Source organism: Pseudomonas macauensis (assembly GCF_047902425.1).
GTDB lineage: Bacteria > Pseudomonadota > Gammaproteobacteria > Pseudomonadales > Pseudomonadaceae > Pseudomonas.
In genome coordinates this window covers 1,622,097-1,638,957 of the sequence record NZ_CP138377.1, presented here as the reverse complement: position 1 = coordinate 1,638,957, position 16,861 = coordinate 1,622,097, and the positions used below count along the sequence as shown (strand labels likewise).

Sequence of the window (16,861 nt, the reverse complement as noted above, 5' to 3'; positions counted from 1 at the left end):
CCGTCAGTTCAGGTAAGGGGACCAGGAAGGCTCGCGAACATCGCCCTGAGCGGTGGGAATTGGCAACCGAACGCGTCCATTGATGCTGACGAGCATCAGCACGCCCCGGTCCTGCTGGCGGGTGGCGTATATTAGCATCGTGCCATTGGGCGCAACAGTGGGCGAGTCGTCCAGCGTGGTGTTGGAAAGCACGCGCAGATTGCCGCGCTGAAGGTCTTGGGCCGCGATCTGGAAGTTGGTGAAACCATCCTGGCGGTGAACCATTACCAGCGTCTTCTCATCCGCGGAAAGTTTCGGGTTGGCGTTGTAGTTGCCAATGAAAGTCACGCGATCGGTAGCGCCCGAGTTGACGTTCATCTTGTAGATCTGCGGCTTGCCGCCACGGTCGGAGGTGAAGTACAGGGTCGAACCGTCCGCGCCCCAGAAGGGTTCGGTGTCGATCGCCTGGTTGTTGGTCAGGCGACGCAGCTGGCGGCTGCCCAGGTCCATCACGTAGATCTCCGGGTTGCCATCGCGCGACAGCACGAAGGCCAGGCGATTGCCATCCGGCGAGAAGGCCGGGGCGCCGTTGAGACCCTCGAAGTTGGAGATCTGTTCGCGACGGCCAGTGTCGACGTACTGCATGAAGATGCGCGGACGCTTCTGCTCGAAGGAGACATAGGCAATGCGGCGGCCATCGGGCGAGAAGCGCGGCGAGAGGATCGGCTCGCGGGACTGCAGCAGGGTCACCGGGCGCGCACCGTCATAGTCGGAGCGCTGCAGGGTGTAGCGGGTGTTGTCCACGGAGAAGCGCTCGGCAGTCACGTAGAGCAGCTTGGTGGAAAACGCGCCCTTGATGCCGGTGAGCTTCTCGAAGGACTGGTCGGCGATGTAGTGCGACATGTCGCGCAACTGGTCGGTGGTGCCGCCCACGCTGCCGGTCAGGACCTGCTGCTGGGTCGCCACGTTGAACAGGCCGTACTGGATCTGCAGGCGGCCACCCGCCGGCACGATGTTGCCGATCAGCACGTACTGGGCACCCAGTGCCTGCCAGTCGCGGTAGATCACTTCGCTGGGCTGGGCCGGCTGGCTGATCATGTTCTGCCGCGGAATCGGCTCGAAGTATCCGGAATTGCGCAGGTCGTTGCCGATGATGTTGGACATGTCCTCGGGCAGGACGTTGCCGCCCTGCCAGCCGAACGGAACCACGGCAATCGGGACGGCCGAATCGCGACCGCTGGAAATCACCAGCGGGTCGGCGGCCTGCGCGACGCCGGCCACCAGGGCCAGGGCGAACAGCGCGAAGCGAATCAGGGTACTCACAGACTTAAATCCTCCGGTTTGAAGACGATGCGGCGCTGACGGTAGAGCTGATCAAAGGTCGCACGATCCAGTTGTTGCATCTCGGGAATCCGGCCGACGTTCCGCACCGCCGCCACCGCGGAAGCATCGAACGGCTTGTCGCCACTCGAGCGGGTCACGCTGGCGTTGGTGATGGTGCCATCCGGCAGCATCTGGATCAGCACCTCTACGCTCATTCCGTTACGTGCCGATGGCGGGCGGTTCCACTGCTCGCTCACCAGTTTCACGATCAAGTCGTCAAGGCTACCAGCGACCTCGTTACCTTGCTCGTCAGCCAAAGCCTGTTGTCGCTGCGTATCGTCCGACAGCAGCTCGGCCAGAGCCTGAGCCTTCTTGTCTTCCTGCGCCTTGCGAGCGGCAGCCGCAGCTGCCTTCTTCTTGGCAGCCTCGACCGCGGCGGCCTTCTTCTTGGCCTCGTCAGCAGCGGCTTTCTTCTTCGCGTCCTCGGCAGCCTTCTTCTTGGCCTCTTCGGCCGCCTTTTTCTTGGCGTCCTCAGCGGCTTGCTTCTTGGCTTCTTCCTCGGCCTTCTTCTTGGCAATGTCGGCCTGCTGCTTCTCGGCAGCAGCCTTGGCCTCAGCTTCTTTCTTGGCCGCGGCAGCATCGGCGGCCTTCTTGGCCTCATCCGCCTTCTTGGCTTCAGCCTCTTTCTTGGCTTCAGCCGCCTTTTGAGCAGCGTCGGCCTTCTTTTGTTCCTCGGCCTTGGCCGCTGCGATAGCCTGCTGTTCGGCCTTCTTCTGCTCGAGCTGCTCCTGCTCGTACTGCCGAGACGAGGTCTTCTTGGCTTCGCCGGCAATCTTCTGATTGGTCTGCTGGGTCGCCTGGCTCTTGGACTTCAGCTGGTACAAGGTGGCCTGAACGATCGGCCGCGAAGGCGGCAGTTCAGGCGTCATGGCCCAGCTGACGAAGAGCATCGCGAAGATCAGGACGTGCAGAGCTACGGCCAGAACGATCGGCCAGAAGTAGCTTTCCGAAGGAGAGCGCTCGAGCTGGTGCATCAAGTCCCCGGCGCCTCGGTAATCAGACCGACGTTGCCGACCCCGGCTTTCTGCAGGCCACCCATGACGGCCATGACCGAACCATAGTCGACGGCCTTGTCACCCCGGACGAAGACCTGGACTTTCTTACCCTGGCGGCTGTTCTCGGCCATGATGCCGGAGGCGGCACTGACCAGTTGGTCGAGGGAAACCGCAGTCTGGCTGCCCTTGCCCTGATCCGGGTCCACTTCCGAGCCCATGTTCCAGTAGTAGGTCTTGTCGGCCTTGATGGAGATGGTGAGCACGCGGGAATCGTTATCCTGCGGCAGCGCTTCGCTGGAAACCTTGGGCAGGTCGACCTTGACCCCCTGGTTGAGCATCGGCGCGGTCACCATGAAAATGACCAGCAGTACCAACATCACGTCGATGTAAGGCACCACGTTCATTTCGGCGACCGGCTTGCGCTTGTGACGAACTCTTGCCATGACGGCTTACCTCTTGGTCGTCTTCAATCGTCGCTGGTGTGCACTTTGCGGTGCAGGATGGCCTGGAACTCGTCGGCGAAGGTGTAGTAACGGCCGATCAGGGTTTCCGAGCGAGCGGAGAAACGGTTGTAGGCGATGACCGCGGGGATGGCCGCGAACAGGCCGATGGCGGTGGCAATCAGCGCTTCGGCAATGCCCGGCGCCACGGTGGCGAGGGTTGCCTGCTGCACCTGGGCCAGGCCGCGGAAGGAGTTCATGATGCCCCACACGGTGCCGAACAGACCGATGTACGGGCTGGTGGAACCGACGGTGGCGAGGAACGGCAGGCTGGTTTCCAGCTTCTCTTCCTCGCGGGAGATGGCGACGCGCATGGCGCGGGAAACGCCTTCCATCACCGCATCCGGATCGACGCCGGCCTGCTGGCGCAGACGGGAGAATTCCTTGAAGCCGGCACGGAAGATCTGCTCGACGCCCGAATCCGGGTCAGGGTTGCTGCCGGCCTGGCGGTAGAGCTTGGACAGGTCGATACCCGACCAGAAGCGCTCTTCGAAGGTTTCCAGGGCCTTCTTGGCCGAGCGCATCATGTTGCTGCGCTGGAAAATCATGATCCACGAAGTGACCGAGGCGGCCACCAGGGTCAGCATGACCAGCTGTACCACGATGCTGGCGTTACTGATCAAGCTCCACATGGAAGTATGGTCGACGACGTTCGGTTCCACGTTAATCTCCTGCTGAAAGGGTGTCCGGACTGCCGGCAAATGCCGCGCGCAACACATCTGGGATAGCGCGGGGTTTCAGGTTGTCCGCCCGCACGCACGCCACCAGGAATCGCCCCTCGCAGAGCAAGGTCGAATCCGACGCCCGCCTCACCTGTTGACGAAACTTCAGGCTCGCGCGGTTCAACTCCTCCACTTCGGCGCTGACAAGCAGCTCGTCATCCAGGCGAGCCGGCGCGTGGTAGCGCGCCTCTGCCGAATGAACGACGAAAAGCAGGTTCTCTCCCGCCAGCTGCGACTGGGCAAAGCCCAGGTCACGCAGCCGCTCGGTACGAGCCCGCTCCATGAACTTGAGGTAGTTGACGTAGTAGACGATGCCGCCGGCATCGGTGTCTTCGTAATAGACCCGAAACCGCTGCTGGAACGGCTGACCCCCGTGTTGTGCGCGCATACTCTAGAACCAAGTAAAGGCTTTGCCAATCGGCAATCGCCCGCAAATGCAATTAATTACTATCTTCAGGGGCAAACATATCCGGTGTCGCCCCCTCCCCCATCCGCTTCGGCACGTTCAGGCCGAAATGCAGGTATGCATGCCGGGTTACTACACGGCCCCGTGGAGTGCGCATGATATAGCCTTGCTGGATCAGATAGGGCTCCAGCACGTCTTCAATCGTGTGTCTTTCTTCACTGATGGCCGCCGCCAGGTTGTCGATACCCACCGGCCCACCGTCGAACTTGTCGATCATGGTCAGCAGCAGGCGGCGATCCTGATGATCGAAACCACGCTCGTCAACGTCCAGCAGGTTCAGCGCCTTATCGGCGATGTCGCTGCTGATATGTCCGGTGCCACGCACCTCGGCGAAGTCCCGAACACGGCGCAGCAGGCGGTTGGCGATTCGCGGCGTGCCGCGTGCGCGCCGCGCGATCTCGTAGGCGCCCGCCGGCTCGATCTCAAGGCCCAGGATGCCCGCCGAGCGGGCAACGATGCTGGACAGGTCGTCCACACCGTAGAACTCAAGGCGCTGGACGATACCGAAGCGGTCACGCAGCGGGTTGGTCAGCATGCCGGCGCGAGTGGTCGCGCCGACCAGAGTGAAGGGCGGCAGGTCGAGCTTGATGGAACGCGCCGCCGGGCCTTCGCCAATCATGATGTCCAGCTGGAAGTCTTCCATCGCCGGGTACAGCACTTCTTCTACGATAGGCGACAGGCGATGGATCTCGTCCACGAACAGCACATCGTTGGGTTCGAGGTTGGTGAGAATCGCCGCCAGGTCGCCAGGGCGCTCCAGCACCGGGCCGGACGTGCTCTTGATCGAAACGCCCATTTCCTGGGCGATGATGTTCGCCAGGGTGGTCTTGCCAAGGCCCGGCGGGCCGAAGATCAGCGTGTGATCGAGAGCTTCCTGACGCCCACGGGCCGCCTGGATGAACAGCTCCATCTGCTCGCGCACCACCGGCTGGCCGACGTAGTCCGCCAGCTTGAGCGGGCGGATGGCGCGGTCGAACTGCTCTTCGCGGTCGCGACTGGAAGCTGAGGAAATCAGGCGATCGGCTTCGATCATCAGTGTCTACCTAGACCATGCCCTTGAGGGAACGGCGGATGAGTTCTTCGCTGGACAAGCCTTCTTCCTGCACGGCGGCTACAGCGCGGCTCGCCTCCTGGGGTTTGAAGCCCAGGGCGATCAGGGCACTGACTGCATCGGATTCGGCGCTTGAGACTGCGGCGACCAGTTTGGGTTCCACCACCAGCGGCGCGATCGACGGAATATTTTCCCACGCCTTGAAACGATCCTTGAGCTCAACCAGCAGGCGCTCAGCGGTCTTCTTGCCCACCCCCGGGATCTTCACCAGGGTGGAAGTATCCTGCGCCTGGACGCAGCGTACCAGTTCGTCGACTTCCAGACCCGACATCAGTGCAAGAGCAAGTTTCGGCCCCACCCCGTTGAGGCGGATCAGCTCGCGGAACAGCTCGCGCTCGCGCTTCTCGGCGAAGCCATAGAGCAGGTGAGCGTCTTCACGCACCACCAGGTGCGTATGCAGCGTCACCGCCTCGCCGATGCCGGGCAGGCGATAGAGCGTGGTCATCGGCACTTCGAGCTCGTAGCCCACCCCATTCACATCGACGATCAGGTGCGGCGGCTGTTTTTCCGCCAGGGTGCCACGCAGGCGTCCAATCACAGGTAAGCGTCCTTAATTGCTAGATTCGGGATCACAGGCGCAGGCGGCCGCCACGTCGGCGAGCGCCCAACAGGCCGTGCGGCACCAGGCTCTGCCGGGTGTGCGCATGGCACAGCGCGATGGCCAGAGCGTCGGAGGCATCGATCTGCGGCTTCTGCGTCAGCTTGAGCAGATGCATCACCATCATCTGCACCTGTTGCTTATCCGCACCGCCGGTGCCGGCGATGGCCTGCTTGACCTGGCTGGCTGTGTACTCGGCGATCTGCAGCCCCTCTTCCGCCGCCGCGACTATGGCCGCGCCACGCGCCTGACCGAGCTTCAGCGCCGAGTCGGCATTGCGCGCCATGAACACCTGCTCGATGCCCATCATGGTCGGCTTGTACGTCTGGATAACCTCGCGCACGCCGCGGAAGACGATCTGCAGGCGCTCGAAAAGCTCGCCATTGCCGGTGCGGATGCAACCCGAGGCCACGTATTCGCAGCCGCGGCCGGTGTCGCGCACCACGCCGAAGCCGGTAATCCGCGAACCTGGGTCGATACCGAGAATCAGGGTCATGTCCGTCCGATCAAACCTTGTCCGTCACGCGCACTTCAAATAACAAAAACCGGAAGCGGGAGGCGCCACTCATGACCACTCCCGCTTCCGGCTTCAGAGCATCGCCGGCGGAGGGATCAGCCCAGCTGGGCCATCACCTCGTCCGGGATGTCCGCGTTGGAGTAGACGTTCTGCACGTCGTCCAGGTCTTCCAGCATGTCGATCAGCTTGAGGACCTTCTGCGCGGTTTCCAGATCCAGGGTCGCGGTGGTCGAGGGGATCATGGTGATCTCCGCTTCCTCACCCTTGAAGCCGGCTTCGGTCAACGCTTCGTTGACCGAGATGAAGTCGGCGAAGCTGGTGAACACGTCGATGGAACCGTCGTCGTTGACCACCACATCGTCGGCGCCGGCTTCCAGCGCGGCATCCATCAGGGCTTCTTCATTCACGCCAGGTGCATAGCTGATCTGGCCCTTGCGCTCGAACATGTAGGCAACGGAACCGTCAGTGCCCAGGTTGCCCCCGCACTTGCTGAAGGCATGGCGCACTTCGGCCGCGGTGCGGTTGCGGTTGTCGGTCATGGCTTCAACGATGATCGCCACGCCGCTGGGCGCGTAACCTTCATAGGTCAGCTCGGCCATGTTGTCCGCTTCGCTGGAGCCCACGCCGCGCTGGATGGCGCGATCAATGGTGTCGCGGGTCATGTTGGCGGTCAGCGCCTTGTCCACGGCCAGGCGCAGACGTGGGTTGTCCGCCGGGACCCCGCCGCCCTGCTTGGCAGCGACGGTCAGCTCACGAATGAGCTTGGTGAAGATCTTGCCCTTCTTGGCGTCCTGACGTTCCTTGCGGTGTTTGATGTTGGCCCATTTAGAATGACCCGCCATAACTCACTCCGTATCACTTGTTTCGGCATGCGACACCCGGATGCGGGCGCCGCTGCAATTTGAATCGACTTACTCGGCGGCCTTCTGCTGCTCGCGCAGACGGATGTGCAGCTCGCGCAGCGCCTTGCCGTCCACGGTACCCGGCGCCTGGGTCATGACATCGCCCGCGCTCTGGGTTTTCGGGAAGGCGATCACTTCGCGGATCGAGGCAGCGCCGGTCATCAGCATCACCAGACGGTCCAGGCCGAAGGCCAGGCCACCGTGCGGCGGTGCGCCGTACTTGAGGGCGTCGAGGAGGAAGCCGAACTTCTCTTCCTGTTCCGCATCATCGATGCCCAGCACGCGGAACACCGCCTGCTGCATGGCCTTGTCGTGGATGCGGATGGAGCCGCCGCCCAGTTCGGTGCCGTTGAGCACCATGTCGTAGGCACGGGACAGCTTGTCGGCCGGATTGGCCTCGAGCTCTTCCGGAGTGCACTTGGGCGCGGTGAACGGGTGGTGCAGGGACGTCAGGCTGCCGTCGTCGTTCTCTTCGAACATCGGGAAGTCCACGACCCACATCGGCGCCCACTCCTTGGTGAGCAGCTTGAGGTCATGGCCGACCTTGATGCGCAGCGCGCCCAGGGCGTCGCAGACGATCTTGGCCTTGTCGGCGCCGAAGAACACGATGTCGCCGTCAACCGCGCCGACGCGATCGAGGATCACGTTCAGGTTGGCTTCCGGGATGAACTTGACGATCGGAGACTGCAGGCCTTCCACGCCCTTGGCGCGCTCGTTGACCTTGATGTAGGCCAGGCCCTTGGCACCGTAGATGCCGACGAACTTGGTGTAATCATCGATCTGACTACGTGGCATGGAGGCAGCGCCCGGTACGCGCAGGGCGGCAACGCGGCCCTTCGGATCGTTCGCCGGGCCGGAGAAGACCTTGAATTCCACTTCTTTCAGCTGATCGGCAACGTCGACCAGTTCCAGCGGGATGCGCAGGTCCGGCTTGTCCGAACCGTAACGGCGCATGGCTTCTTCGAAGGGCATGTGCGGGAATTCGTCAAACTCGACGTTCAGCACTTCCTTGAACAGCTGGCGAACCATCTTCTCGGTGATCTCGATGATGTCGCTTTCTTCCAGGAAGCTGGTCTCGATATCGATCTGGGTGAATTCCGGCTGGCGGTCGGCACGCAGGTCTTCGTCGCGGAAGCATTTGGCGATCTGGTAGTAACGGTCGAAGCCGGCCACCATCAGCAGCTGCTTGAACAGCTGGGGCGACTGCGGCAGGGCGAAGAAGTGGCCCGGGTAGGTGCGGCTCGGCACCAGATAGTCACGCGCGCCTTCCGGGGTCGGACGACCGAGGATCGGGGTTTCCACGTCGAGGAAGCCGTTCTCGTCCAGGTAGCGGCGGATGCTGCTGGTGATGCGCGCGCGCAGCTTCAGCTTGGCGGCCATCTCCGGGCGACGCAGGTCGATGAAGCGGTAGCGCAGGCGGGTTTCCTCGCCCACGTCGGAGTATTCGTCCAGCGGGAACGGCGGAGTCTCGGCCTGGTTCAGCACTTCCAGTTCATGACCCAGCACTTCGATTGCGCCGGAAGCCATGTTGGCGTTGCGCGCGCCTTCGGGGCGCAGGCGCACCTTGCCGGTGATCTTCACCACGTACTCGCTGCGCACGCGGTCGGCCTTGGCGAAGGTCTCGACGCGATCCGGGTCGAACACCACCTGGGCCAGACCTTCACGATCACGCACGTCGAGGAAGATCACCCCGCCGTGGTCGCGGCGGCGGTGTACCCAACCGCAAAGAGTGACTACCTGACCGTCCAGGCTCTCGTTCAATTGGCCGCAATAGTGGCTGCGCATCATGGTGTGTTTCGCTTCTCGAAAGTCTTGAATTCTAGGGAACCGCTCATTCGCTGGCGGAGCAGCCGCCACCACCGCAACCGGTGGCCGGACAGGCCGCAGGAGTATCGCCGGAGGCCAGGTTTTTCTTCGCCCCGGTCTTGAAGTCGGTCTCGTACCAACCGCCGCCGCCCAGGCGGAAGCCTGGCGCCGACAACATCTTCTTCAATTCGGGAGCCTTGCAGGCCGGACAATCGACCAACGGCGCATCGCTGAACTTCTGAATGGCTTCCAGCTGATGTGCACAGGATTGGCACTGGTATTCGTAAATCGGCATCGGACACCTTGGCTGAGACAGCGCCACGGGCCCGCATCCCGCGGCAAAGGCGGGATTATAGCCTGAAAAAACCAAGGCTTGCAGCCGCCTCCCCTGCTCGCTGACGCACGCTTTGCCAGCCAGAAAACAATAGAAGGACTCTATCGATTGCCTTGACACAAGCCAAGAGCCCCACAAACCCGCCGATGTTAGCCTGACCTCCAAGTAGCGAATCGACAAACACGCAGCCCCACGGAGGTCGCCATGGAAATCAACATCGGAATCGCCGAACAGGACCGCGCCGCCATTGCCGACGGCCTTTCCCGACTACTGGCCGACACCTACACCCTGTATCTGAAGACCCACAACTTCCACTGGAACGTCACCGGACCGATGTTTAACACCCTGCACCTGATGTTCGAAGGGCAATACACCGAACTGGCACTGGCCGTGGACAGCATCGCCGAGCGCATTCGCGCACTGGGCTTCCCCGCACCCGGGACTTGCGCAGCCTACGCACGCCTGTCCTCGATCCAGGAAGAGGAAGGCGTACCGGAGGCCAGGGAAATGATCCGCCTGCTGGTACAGGGACAGGAAGCGGTGGTCCGCACCGCCCGGAATCTTTTCCCTTTGCTGGACAAGGTTAACGACGAGCCCACCGCCGACCTGCTCACCCAGCGCATGCAGGTGCATGAAAAGACCGCCTGGATGCTCCGCAGCCTCCTCGCCGACTGAACTCTCCTTAATAGATAGAAGGAAGCCCGCCCACAGGCGGGCTTTTCCTCCCCCTACGAATGGCCTAAGCGGTTGATTTGTGAAGGCAAGTGGTTTGCTGTTAAATAACCGCCGTGCGTTTCGCGCATAGGCCGTCCGGCACGCTTTCATTTCCCTATTCGGCGTCGCATCACGGGACGGCTGCTTCTTCGTTACCCGCTCAAGGTGAATCTGTAGCCATGTTGAAAGTCGTCCATCTCCTGACGGGCGTCGCAGCACTCTTGCTGTCGTTCGTTCCCAGTTTGCGCAACGATGCCCTGCCCTACCTGCAGCAAAGCGATGCCATCTATCTCGCCCTGCTCGGCCTGACCAGCCTGCTGCTCGCCCCTGGCAGCAGCCTCAAGCAACCCGCCGCCCTGCAAAGCCTGTCGACCGCCCTGGTGGTTCTGGCCGTCGTGCTGCAAGTGCTTATCCTGCTTGCACCGCTACCCTTCATCGGCGAGCAGCCGGCCATTCTGCTGCCACTGCTGAGCCTGGCCGCCGCCGTCGTCCTGCAATGGGCCGCCAGCCTGAACAAGCCCACCAACCTTGCCGCCGCGCCGATCAGCGACGAAAACCGCGAAACCGGCACCGTGAAGTGGTTCAACACCTCCAAGGGCTTCGGCTTCATCTCCCGCGACACCGGGGAAGATATCTTCGTGCACTTCCGCGCCATCCGCGGCGAGGGTCACCGTATCCTGATCGAAGGACAGCGGGTGGAGTTCTCCGTCGTCCAGCGCGACAAGGGACTGCAGGCCGAGGACGTGATCGCGGCCCTGCCCAACCGCCGTTGAGCCACCCAATAAAAAGCCCGCCGATTGGCGGGCTTTTTATTGGCTTCGTTTCCAAGGGCTCAGTAATGCGGTGGCGGCGCCTCGTCATCCGCGACACCAACCTGCCCCTGCAGATCCTCGAGACGCTTGATCAAGGCCTGCATCTGCAGACGCAGGCGCTCGATCACCCGTTCTTGCTCGTAGACCACATCGCTCAAGGTCTGCAAAGCATCATCCTGGAATGCCAGTCGACTCTCCAGGTCGGCAACCCGATCTTCCAGCTCCATCACTCACTCCTGTGCGAATCGGAACTCGTCACCCAACACCATGCGCAGCTTCTCACGCAGGCGGGCGAGCTCCTCGGCACTGTATGGCACCGCCGGATGCCGCCCCCACACCGGACCTGGCCAGGCCACGTCGCTACGGCGACGGACGATCACGTGCACATGTAATTGGCTGACGACGTTGCCGAGATTGGCGACGTTCATCTTGTCGGCGCAGAAGGTGTCCTTGAGGGTCTCGGCCAGTTGCGTGGCTTCCCTCCAGAGCTGCTGCTGATCCTCGGGATCGAGCTGGAACAGCTCGCTGACGTCTTCGCGCCGGGGCACCAGGATGAACCACGGATACTGCGAGTCATTCATCAGCAGCAGACTGCTCAATGGAAAATCCCCCACCGGGACGGTGTCCTGCTTCAGGCGGGTATCCAGGGCGAACATAACCACATCTCCTGTTCGACGAACGCATTGATAAGACTAGCCCCGCCAGGGGCCGAAAGGCGCGAAGGATACTAGAGCGCCCCGTCAGCGAATACGCCAGCAACGCACCTCAGCAGGGCGCCCCGCAAGCCAACTGGCTCCAGAACTGCGCAGCGCGCAAACGCGACACATTCCGACAACAGGCCTCCGGAAGCGAACCCACGGCCAAGTGCACTGAAAAGCATCGAAAAATCGTTAAACCAACGAACGCGACACAATTCTGAAAACGACGCTGCCGCATGCTCTTTATTGCAAAACGGCCAAGGAAGCCGTGAAATGCGTCATCGCGCCGCAAGCCCGGCGACGCGCGGCAACAACCAGAGCATTTGTGCACGCTTGTTGCTAGCAGAGGGACAAGGGGCAAGGACATCGCCGCCGTGCTCTGCCCGAAGGCAGCACGACGAAGGGAACCCGAAAGTGGTCAATGGAGAACGAACCACCTTGGCTGACGTAATCGACAACATGCTGCAAACCGGGGGAGCAATCTCTTTTTGCAACATCGAATCTACCTGAATGCGACATCTCTCATGCAGGTTTGCGACAGCCCCGTAAAGTTTTCGCGTGATTATTTAGGCAACTATCGCCAAGACAACACGCGTGCTATAAGTTAGCGCCGACAAAAAGAATGAGCCGTCACCGCGGCACTGTGATGGCAGATAATTTCAAAACCAAAGGAGCAATCACAATGAAAGTGATGAAGTGGAGCGCCATCGCCCTGGCGGTATCTGCAGGCACCACGCAACTGGCAATGGCCGAGCCCTTCGTAGGCAATCAGGCTGATGCAAAAGGCTTTGTCGAAGACAGCAGCCTGAACTTCCTGGTTCGCAACTACTACTTCAATCGCAACAAGAAAGATGGCGCTCGCGACTCCCGCGACTGGACTCAGGGCTTCTGGGCCAACTACAGCTCCGGCTACACCCAGGGCGTTGTCGGCTTCGGCGTTGACGCTTTCGGCTACCTGGGCCTGAAACTCGACGGCGGCAGCGGCTACGGCGGCACCGGCAACCTGCCGGTTCACGACAACGGCGAAAAAGCCGATGACTTCGGCAAGGCCGGCGGCGCCGTCAAGGTCCGCATCTCCAAGACCGAGCTGAAAGCCGGTGACATGCAGCCCACCGCCCCGGTATTCGCCGTCGGCGGCACCCGCCTGCTGCCGCAAACCGCCAGCGGTATCGCGCTGAAGAGCAGCGAAATCGACGGTCTGGACCTCGAAGGCGGCCACTACTACTCCGGTACCGGCCAGGACACCACCAACCGTGACGGTGAGATCTGGTCGCAATATGGTGGCAAGACTGCCGACTCCGCCGATTTCGTAGGTGGCAAGTACCAGTTCAACGATCAGTTCAGTGCACAACTGTACGGCGCCCAGGTCGAAGATCTGTGGGACCAGTACTACGTCAACCTGAACTACACTCTGCCGCTCGCCGACGACCAGTCCCTGGGCTTCGACGCCAACTACTACAACACCCGCGATTCGGGTGACTCCAAGCTGGGCGACATCAGCAACAACACCTACTCGCTGGCGGTTGCCTACTCCTTCCTGCAGGCGCACACCCTGACCCTGGCCTTCCAGAAAGTGAACGGCAACACTCCGTTCGACTACATCGGCATCGGTGACAACAACGCGGGTGGCGATTCGATCTTCCTCGCCAACTCCATCCAGTACTCCGACTTCAACGGTCCGGGTGAAAAATCCTGGCAAGCTCGTTACGACCTGAACATGAAAGAGTATGGCGTCCCCGGCCTGACCTTCATGACTCGTTATGTTAACGGTAAAGACATCGATGGCACCGGTGTAGATCTGGGCAGCAGTGCCTACGTCAAGATTGATGACAACGGCAATGTCGTACCACTGTACGGCAAAGACGGTAAGCACCACGAGACCAACGTCGAAGCCAAGTACGTGATCCAGGAAGGTCCGGCGAAGGACCTGTCCTTCCGCATTCGCCAAGCCTGGCACCGCGCCAATGCCGACCAAGGCGAAGGCGATATCGACGAATTCCGCCTGATCGTCGACTACCCGCTGTCCGTTCTGTAATACAGAACAAACGGCAGGTAATGAAAAGCCCGGCTTCGGCCGGGCTTTTTCTTGCAACTTGCAAACAACTTCGAACGAACTTGTTACATCGGCAGTACGTAAGTGCCAGTTACATGAGCAACCAACTCATCCTGATTGCTCACGGAATAGACCGACACCTCGCACACCACTTGACGGCGCCCCAACTTTAATATCTTCGCCTCCGCCAGAAGATCTTCCGGCTTCGGTTTGCTGAGAAAGTTGATATTGAGGTTGGAAGTAACGGCCATCTCGACATTGTCCAGCTGGGCCAGAATCACCGCATACATTGCCGCATCCGCCAACGCCATGATGGTCGGCCCGGATACTGTTCCGCCGGGGCGAACCAGCTTGCCGTGGAACGGAATGCGCGCGAACGCACTACGCCCCTCCAGCGCATCGACACGAAAATCCATCTCATCCGCCATGGGCAATCCCGCCCGGATGAACGCCTGCACCTGCGCTGCACTCAGTCGACTCACCTTGCTACTCCCTCTCTGCCCGCCACGCCCTGTACGCAGCCAGACCTGCACCGTACAATGCCCAGCCTACATCCCTCTTCGCAACCGACATAACGGCCAAAGATGCGTACCAGTCAGTACCTGCTTTCCACCCTGAAAGAAACCCCTTCCGATGCGGTCGTCATCAGCCACCAGCTGTTGCTGCGCGCCGGCATGATCCGCAAGCTGGCATCCGGTCTGTACACCTGGCTGCCAATGGGTCTGCGGGTACTGCGCAAGGCCGAAGCCATCGTTCGCGAGGAAATGAACGCCGCCGGCGCCCTGGAAGTGCTGATGCCCGCCGTCCAACCGGCCGAGCTGTGGCAGGAATCGGGGCGCTGGCAGCAGTACGGCCCCGAGCTGCTGCGCCTGAAGGACCGCCATGACCGCGAGTTCTGCGTCGGCCCGACCCACGAGGAAGTCATCACCGATCTGGCGCGCAACGAACTGAACAGCTACAAGCAGCTGCCGATCAACATGTACCAGATCCAGACCAAGTTCCGTGACGAAATCCGTCCGCGCTTCGGCCTGATGCGCGGCCGCGAGTTCATCATGAAGGACGCCTACTCCTTCCACACCAGCCAGGATTCGCTGCAGCAGACCTACGACGTCATGTACGGCGCCTACTGCAAGATCTTCACTCGCCTGGGCTTGGAGTTCCGTCCGGTGCAGGCGGACAACGGCTCCATCGGCGGCAGCGGCTCCCACGAATTCCACGTGCTGGCCAACTCCGGTGAAGACGACATCGTCTTCAGCGACAGCTCCGACTACGCGGCCAACATCGAGAAAGCCGAAGCGCTGCCGCGCGAAACCGCTCGCGGTGCCGCCACCGAGGAACTGCGCCTGGTCGACACCCCCGAGACCAAGACCATCGCCGACCTGGTGGAAAAGTTCGGCGCGCCGATCGAGAAAACCATCAAGACCCTGGTGGTGCACGCCGCCGAGGAAGGCAAGCTGATCGCCCTGGTCGTTCGTGGCGACCACGAACTCAACGAAATCAAGGCCGGCAACCACCCGCTGGTGGCCAGCCCCCTGCAGATGGCCAGCGAAGCGGACATCAAGGCCGCCATCGGCGCCGCGCCCGGCTCCCTCGGCCCGCTGAACCTGCCGCTGCCCTGCATCGTCGACCGCTCCGTGGCCCTGATGAGCGACTTCGTCGCCGGCGCCAACCTCGACGACAAGCACTACTTCGGCGTGAACTGGGAACGCGACCTGCCGGTACCGGAAGTCGCCGACCTGCGTAATGTCGTAGCCGGCGACCCGAGCCCGGACGGCCAGGGCACCCTGGTGATCCGCCGCGGCATCGAAGTCGGCCACATCTTCCAACTCGGCACCAAGTACAGCGAAGCCATGAAGCTCTCCGTACTGGGTGAGAGCGGCAAGCCGGTCACCCTGATCATGGGCTGCTACGGTATCGGCGTATCCCGCGTGGTCGCCGCCGCAATCGAGCAGAACTACGACGACCGCGGCATCCTCTGGCCGGCCGCCCTGGCCCCGTTCCAGATCGCCATCGTGCCGATGAAGTACGAGAACGAAGCCGTACGCGCCGCCGCCGACAAGCTCTATGCGGATCTCACCGCCGCCGGCTTCGAGGTGCTGCTGGACGACCGCGACAAGAAGACCAGCCCCGGCGTGAAGTTCGCCGACATGGAGCTGATCGGCATCCCGCACCGCATCGTGGTCAGCGAGCGCGGCCTGGAAGAAGGCGCCCTGGAATACAAGGGCCGTCGTGACGCCGAGTCGCAGCCTGTCGCCCTGTCCGACCTGCAAGCCTTCATCACGGCCAAGATCCGCAACTGAGCAGAGCGATGTTCCCCCGAAGTACCTCCAGCCTCGCGGCTGCCGCCCTGGTGGGCGGCAGCCTCCTGCTGAGCGGCTGCGCCAACCAGCTGTCGCAACGCAGCGAGCATGAAGAACGCGTCGAGCGCAAACTGCTCGAGCACAGTCTGCAGATCGATGTGGGGACGCCGGCCACCCTGGAACTGCCGCAGCGTCGCATTCGCGTGCAGGAACAGAAGACCTTCGAAGTCACCGAGTTCGAGGTCACCCGCCGCTACGACCGCTATACGCCCTACCAGGGCTGGCGCAAGGTGTACGAAATGCCGCTGGGCGTCGTCGCCTTCGTTGGCGGCATCGGCGCCAACGTGGTCAACGTGTTCGCCCTCGGCAACCTGCCCGAAAGCGTCACCCGCGGCTGGATCCGTTATGGCATCGACGGCATGAATCCGTTCATGAACGTGCAGTCCAACGGCCGCGCCGAGCAGAACCTGGCAAGCATCGAAGAGCACCAGCGCGACAAGCGCACGGAGTATTCGAGCCTGCCCTGGTCGGAGCGTCCGGTGACCATCACCGCCGGCAAGAACTCCCAGGAGCTGCTGACCGACCGCCATGGCGTGCTGCGCCTGAACCTGCTGGAAGGCCCCTTCAGCGATGAAGAGGTCAGCCGCATCGGCCGCCTGCAGTTCAGCGTGCAGGACCCATCGGATGACACCCGCGGCGATGCCAGCCTGCTGGTCAGCCGCTCGCTTCGCGGCAAGCTGCAGGAAGCTCACCGGCTGATCTACGACGATCTGGAAGCGGATGATGTGCACCACTGGGTACACCGCGTGAAGCGACTTTCCGAACTCGGCCTGGAAGAAGAAGCCAGCGAGCTGGAACAGAGCCTGATCGAACTGACCCGCAACGATCCGGAGCTGCAGAAAGAGTTTCTCCACAGCCTGATGACCGACGCCGGTCGCCTGGCCGCCGATCCCGGCGCGGCCAGCAACTGA

19 protein-coding genes and 1 pseudogene are annotated in these 16,861 nt (G+C 62.0%); 6 read left to right on the top strand and 14 right to left on the bottom strand.

The window, feature by feature from the left end; all coding sequences use genetic code 11:
• Positions 1 to 3: 3 nt before the first annotated feature.
• From tolB to SD196_RS07785, 11 genes are all read right to left on the bottom strand, one after another.
• On the bottom strand, positions 4 to 1,302 hold the full coding sequence (gene tolB / locus SD196_RS07835; RefSeq protein WP_275610780.1) for a Tol-Pal system beta propeller repeat protein TolB: 1,299 nt from the start codon (positions 1,300 to 1,302) through the stop codon (positions 4 to 6).
• Positions 1,299 to 2,339, bottom strand: coding sequence for a cell envelope integrity protein TolA (gene tolA, locus SD196_RS07830; protein ID WP_275610779.1), 1,041 nt, complete (start codon positions 2,337 to 2,339; stop codon positions 1,299 to 1,301). The genes tolB and tolA overlap by 4 nt, the downstream gene beginning before the upstream one ends.
• Positions 2,336 to 2,800, bottom strand: coding sequence for a protein TolR (gene tolR, locus SD196_RS07825; RefSeq protein ID WP_275610778.1), 465 nt, complete (start codon positions 2,798 to 2,800; stop codon positions 2,336 to 2,338). The genes tolA and tolR overlap by 4 nt, the downstream gene beginning before the upstream one ends.
• Before the next feature lie 23 nt (positions 2,801 to 2,823).
• Positions 2,824 to 3,519: a protein TolQ gene (tolQ, locus tag SD196_RS07820; protein WP_275610777.1), complete on the bottom strand. Its 696-nt coding sequence runs from the start codon at positions 3,517 to 3,519 to the stop codon at positions 2,824 to 2,826.
• Position 3,520: 1 nt separating this feature from the next.
• Positions 3,521 to 3,967 carry a tol-pal system-associated acyl-CoA thioesterase gene (gene ybgC, locus SD196_RS07815; RefSeq protein WP_275610776.1) on the bottom strand — a complete coding sequence of 149 codons (447 nt, stop codon included), beginning with the start codon at positions 3,965 to 3,967 and terminating at the stop codon, positions 3,521 to 3,523.
• Positions 3,968 to 4,019: 52 nt separating this feature from the next.
• The gene (gene ruvB, locus SD196_RS07810) at positions 4,020 to 5,078 is read right to left on the bottom strand and encodes a Holliday junction branch migration DNA helicase RuvB (RefSeq protein WP_275610775.1); all 1,059 of its coding nucleotides are present in this window, start codon (positions 5,076 to 5,078) and stop codon (positions 4,020 to 4,022) included.
• A gap of 10 nt (positions 5,079 to 5,088) precedes the next feature.
• On the bottom strand, positions 5,089 to 5,694 hold the full coding sequence (gene ruvA, locus SD196_RS07805; protein WP_275610774.1) for a Holliday junction branch migration protein RuvA: 606 nt from the start codon (positions 5,692 to 5,694) through the stop codon (positions 5,089 to 5,091).
• Between the two features lie 31 nt (positions 5,695 to 5,725).
• Positions 5,726 to 6,250, bottom strand: a complete 525-nt coding sequence (gene ruvC / locus SD196_RS07800) for a crossover junction endodeoxyribonuclease RuvC (RefSeq protein ID WP_275610773.1) — start codon at positions 6,248 to 6,250, stop codon at positions 5,726 to 5,728.
• Positions 6,251 to 6,366: 116 nt separating this feature from the next.
• A complete protein-coding gene (locus tag SD196_RS07795; protein WP_275610772.1) occupies positions 6,367 to 7,113 on the bottom strand; it encodes a YebC/PmpR family DNA-binding transcriptional regulator in 747 nt (248 codons plus the stop codon).
• 69 nt (positions 7,114 to 7,182) lie between these two features.
• Entirely contained in the window at positions 7,183 to 8,961 is a 1,779-nt protein-coding gene (gene aspS, locus SD196_RS07790) for an aspartate--tRNA ligase (protein WP_331316187.1), read from the bottom strand.
• Positions 8,962 to 9,004: 43 nt separating this feature from the next.
• Positions 9,005 to 9,274 carry an FmdB family zinc ribbon protein gene (locus SD196_RS07785; RefSeq protein ID WP_275610770.1) on the bottom strand — a complete coding sequence of 90 codons (270 nt, stop codon included), beginning with the start codon at positions 9,272 to 9,274 and terminating at the stop codon, positions 9,005 to 9,007.
• A gap of 243 nt (positions 9,275 to 9,517) precedes the next feature.
• Between SD196_RS07785 and SD196_RS07780 the strand changes: the two genes are divergently transcribed.
• The 3 genes and pseudogenes from SD196_RS07780 (at position 9,518) to SD196_RS07770 (ending at position 10,800) form a co-directional block, all read left to right on the top strand.
• Entirely contained in the window at positions 9,518 to 9,988 is a 471-nt protein-coding gene (locus SD196_RS07780; RefSeq protein WP_343574034.1) for a Dps family protein, read from the top strand.
• Between the two features lie 218 nt (positions 9,989 to 10,206).
• Positions 10,207 to 10,470: pseudogene (locus SD196_RS07775) on the top strand (cold shock domain-containing protein membrane protein); the annotation flags it as partial.
• A 99-nt stretch (positions 10,471 to 10,569) separates the two neighbouring features.
• Positions 10,570 to 10,800: a cold-shock protein gene (locus SD196_RS07770; RefSeq protein WP_243806129.1), complete on the top strand. Its 231-nt coding sequence runs from the start codon at positions 10,570 to 10,572 to the stop codon at positions 10,798 to 10,800.
• Positions 10,801 to 10,859: 59 nt separating this feature from the next.
• Here SD196_RS07770 and SD196_RS07765 read toward each other — a convergent pair whose 3' ends face one another.
• Together SD196_RS07765 and SD196_RS07760 are read right to left on the bottom strand one after the other, a co-directional pair.
• On the bottom strand, positions 10,860 to 11,066 hold the full coding sequence (locus SD196_RS07765; RefSeq protein WP_275610768.1) for a SlyX family protein: 207 nt from the start codon (positions 11,064 to 11,066) through the stop codon (positions 10,860 to 10,862).
• A 3-nt stretch (positions 11,067 to 11,069) separates the two neighbouring features.
• Positions 11,070 to 11,495, bottom strand: coding sequence for an HIT domain-containing protein (locus tag SD196_RS07760; RefSeq protein WP_331316193.1), 426 nt, complete (start codon positions 11,493 to 11,495; stop codon positions 11,070 to 11,072).
• 724 nt (positions 11,496 to 12,219) lie between these two features.
• On the opposite strand from SD196_RS07760, the gene SD196_RS07755 reads away from it, so the two are divergent.
• A complete protein-coding gene (locus tag SD196_RS07755) occupies positions 12,220 to 13,572 on the top strand; it encodes an OprD family porin (protein WP_331316195.1) in 1,353 nt (450 codons plus the stop codon).
• Between the two features lie 83 nt (positions 13,573 to 13,655).
• Here the strand turns inward: SD196_RS07755 and SD196_RS07750 are convergent, their stop codons facing one another.
• Positions 13,656 to 14,063: a PaaI family thioesterase gene (locus tag SD196_RS07750; protein WP_331316735.1), complete on the bottom strand. Its 408-nt coding sequence runs from the start codon at positions 14,061 to 14,063 to the stop codon at positions 13,656 to 13,658.
• Positions 14,064 to 14,174: 111 nt separating this feature from the next.
• On the opposite strand from SD196_RS07750, the gene SD196_RS07745 reads away from it, so the two are divergent.
• Together SD196_RS07745 and SD196_RS07740 are read left to right on the top strand one after the other, a co-directional pair.
• The gene (locus tag SD196_RS07745; RefSeq protein WP_275610765.1) at positions 14,175 to 15,890 is read left to right on the top strand and encodes a proline--tRNA ligase; all 1,716 of its coding nucleotides are present in this window, start codon (positions 14,175 to 14,177) and stop codon (positions 15,888 to 15,890) included.
• A gap of 8 nt (positions 15,891 to 15,898) precedes the next feature.
• On the top strand, positions 15,899 to 16,861 hold the full coding sequence (locus SD196_RS07740; protein WP_275610764.1) for a hypothetical protein: 963 nt from the start codon (positions 15,899 to 15,901) through the stop codon (positions 16,859 to 16,861).

Bases quoted from the DNA above. Each gene is read 5' to 3' on its own strand.
- aspS (WP_331316187.1), bottom strand. From the start codon at position 8,961: ATGATGCGCAGCCACTATTGCGGCCAATTGAACGAGAGCCTGGACGGT.
- SD196_RS07760 (WP_331316193.1), bottom strand. From the start codon at position 11,495: ATGTTCGCCCTGGATACCCGCCTGAAGCAGGACACCGTCCCGGTGGGG.
- SD196_RS07785 (WP_275610770.1), bottom strand. From the start codon at position 9,274: ATGCCGATTTACGAATACCAGTGCCAATCCTGTGCACATCAGCTGGAA.
- SD196_RS07745 (WP_275610765.1), top strand. From the start codon at position 14,175: ATGCGTACCAGTCAGTACCTGCTTTCCACCCTGAAAGAAACCCCTTCC.
- ruvC (WP_275610773.1), bottom strand. From the start codon at position 6,250: ATGACCCTGATTCTCGGTATCGACCCAGGTTCGCGGATTACCGGCTTC.
- SD196_RS07740 (WP_275610764.1), top strand. From the start codon at position 15,899: ATGTTCCCCCGAAGTACCTCCAGCCTCGCGGCTGCCGCCCTGGTGGGC.
- SD196_RS07780 (WP_343574034.1), top strand. From the start codon at position 9,518: ATGGAAATCAACATCGGAATCGCCGAACAGGACCGCGCCGCCATTGCC.
- tolR (WP_275610778.1), bottom strand. From the start codon at position 2,800: ATGGCAAGAGTTCGTCACAAGCGCAAGCCGGTCGCCGAAATGAACGTG.
- SD196_RS07755 (WP_331316195.1), top strand. From the start codon at position 12,220: ATGAAAGTGATGAAGTGGAGCGCCATCGCCCTGGCGGTATCTGCAGGC.
- SD196_RS07765 (WP_275610768.1), bottom strand. From the start codon at position 11,066: ATGGAGCTGGAAGATCGGGTTGCCGACCTGGAGAGTCGACTGGCATTC.
- ruvB (WP_275610775.1), bottom strand. From the start codon at position 5,078: ATGATCGAAGCCGATCGCCTGATTTCCTCAGCTTCCAGTCGCGACCGC.
- SD196_RS07795 (WP_275610772.1), bottom strand. From the start codon at position 7,113: ATGGCGGGTCATTCTAAATGGGCCAACATCAAACACCGCAAGGAACGT.
- ybgC (WP_275610776.1), bottom strand. From the start codon at position 3,967: ATGCGCGCACAACACGGGGGTCAGCCGTTCCAGCAGCGGTTTCGGGTC.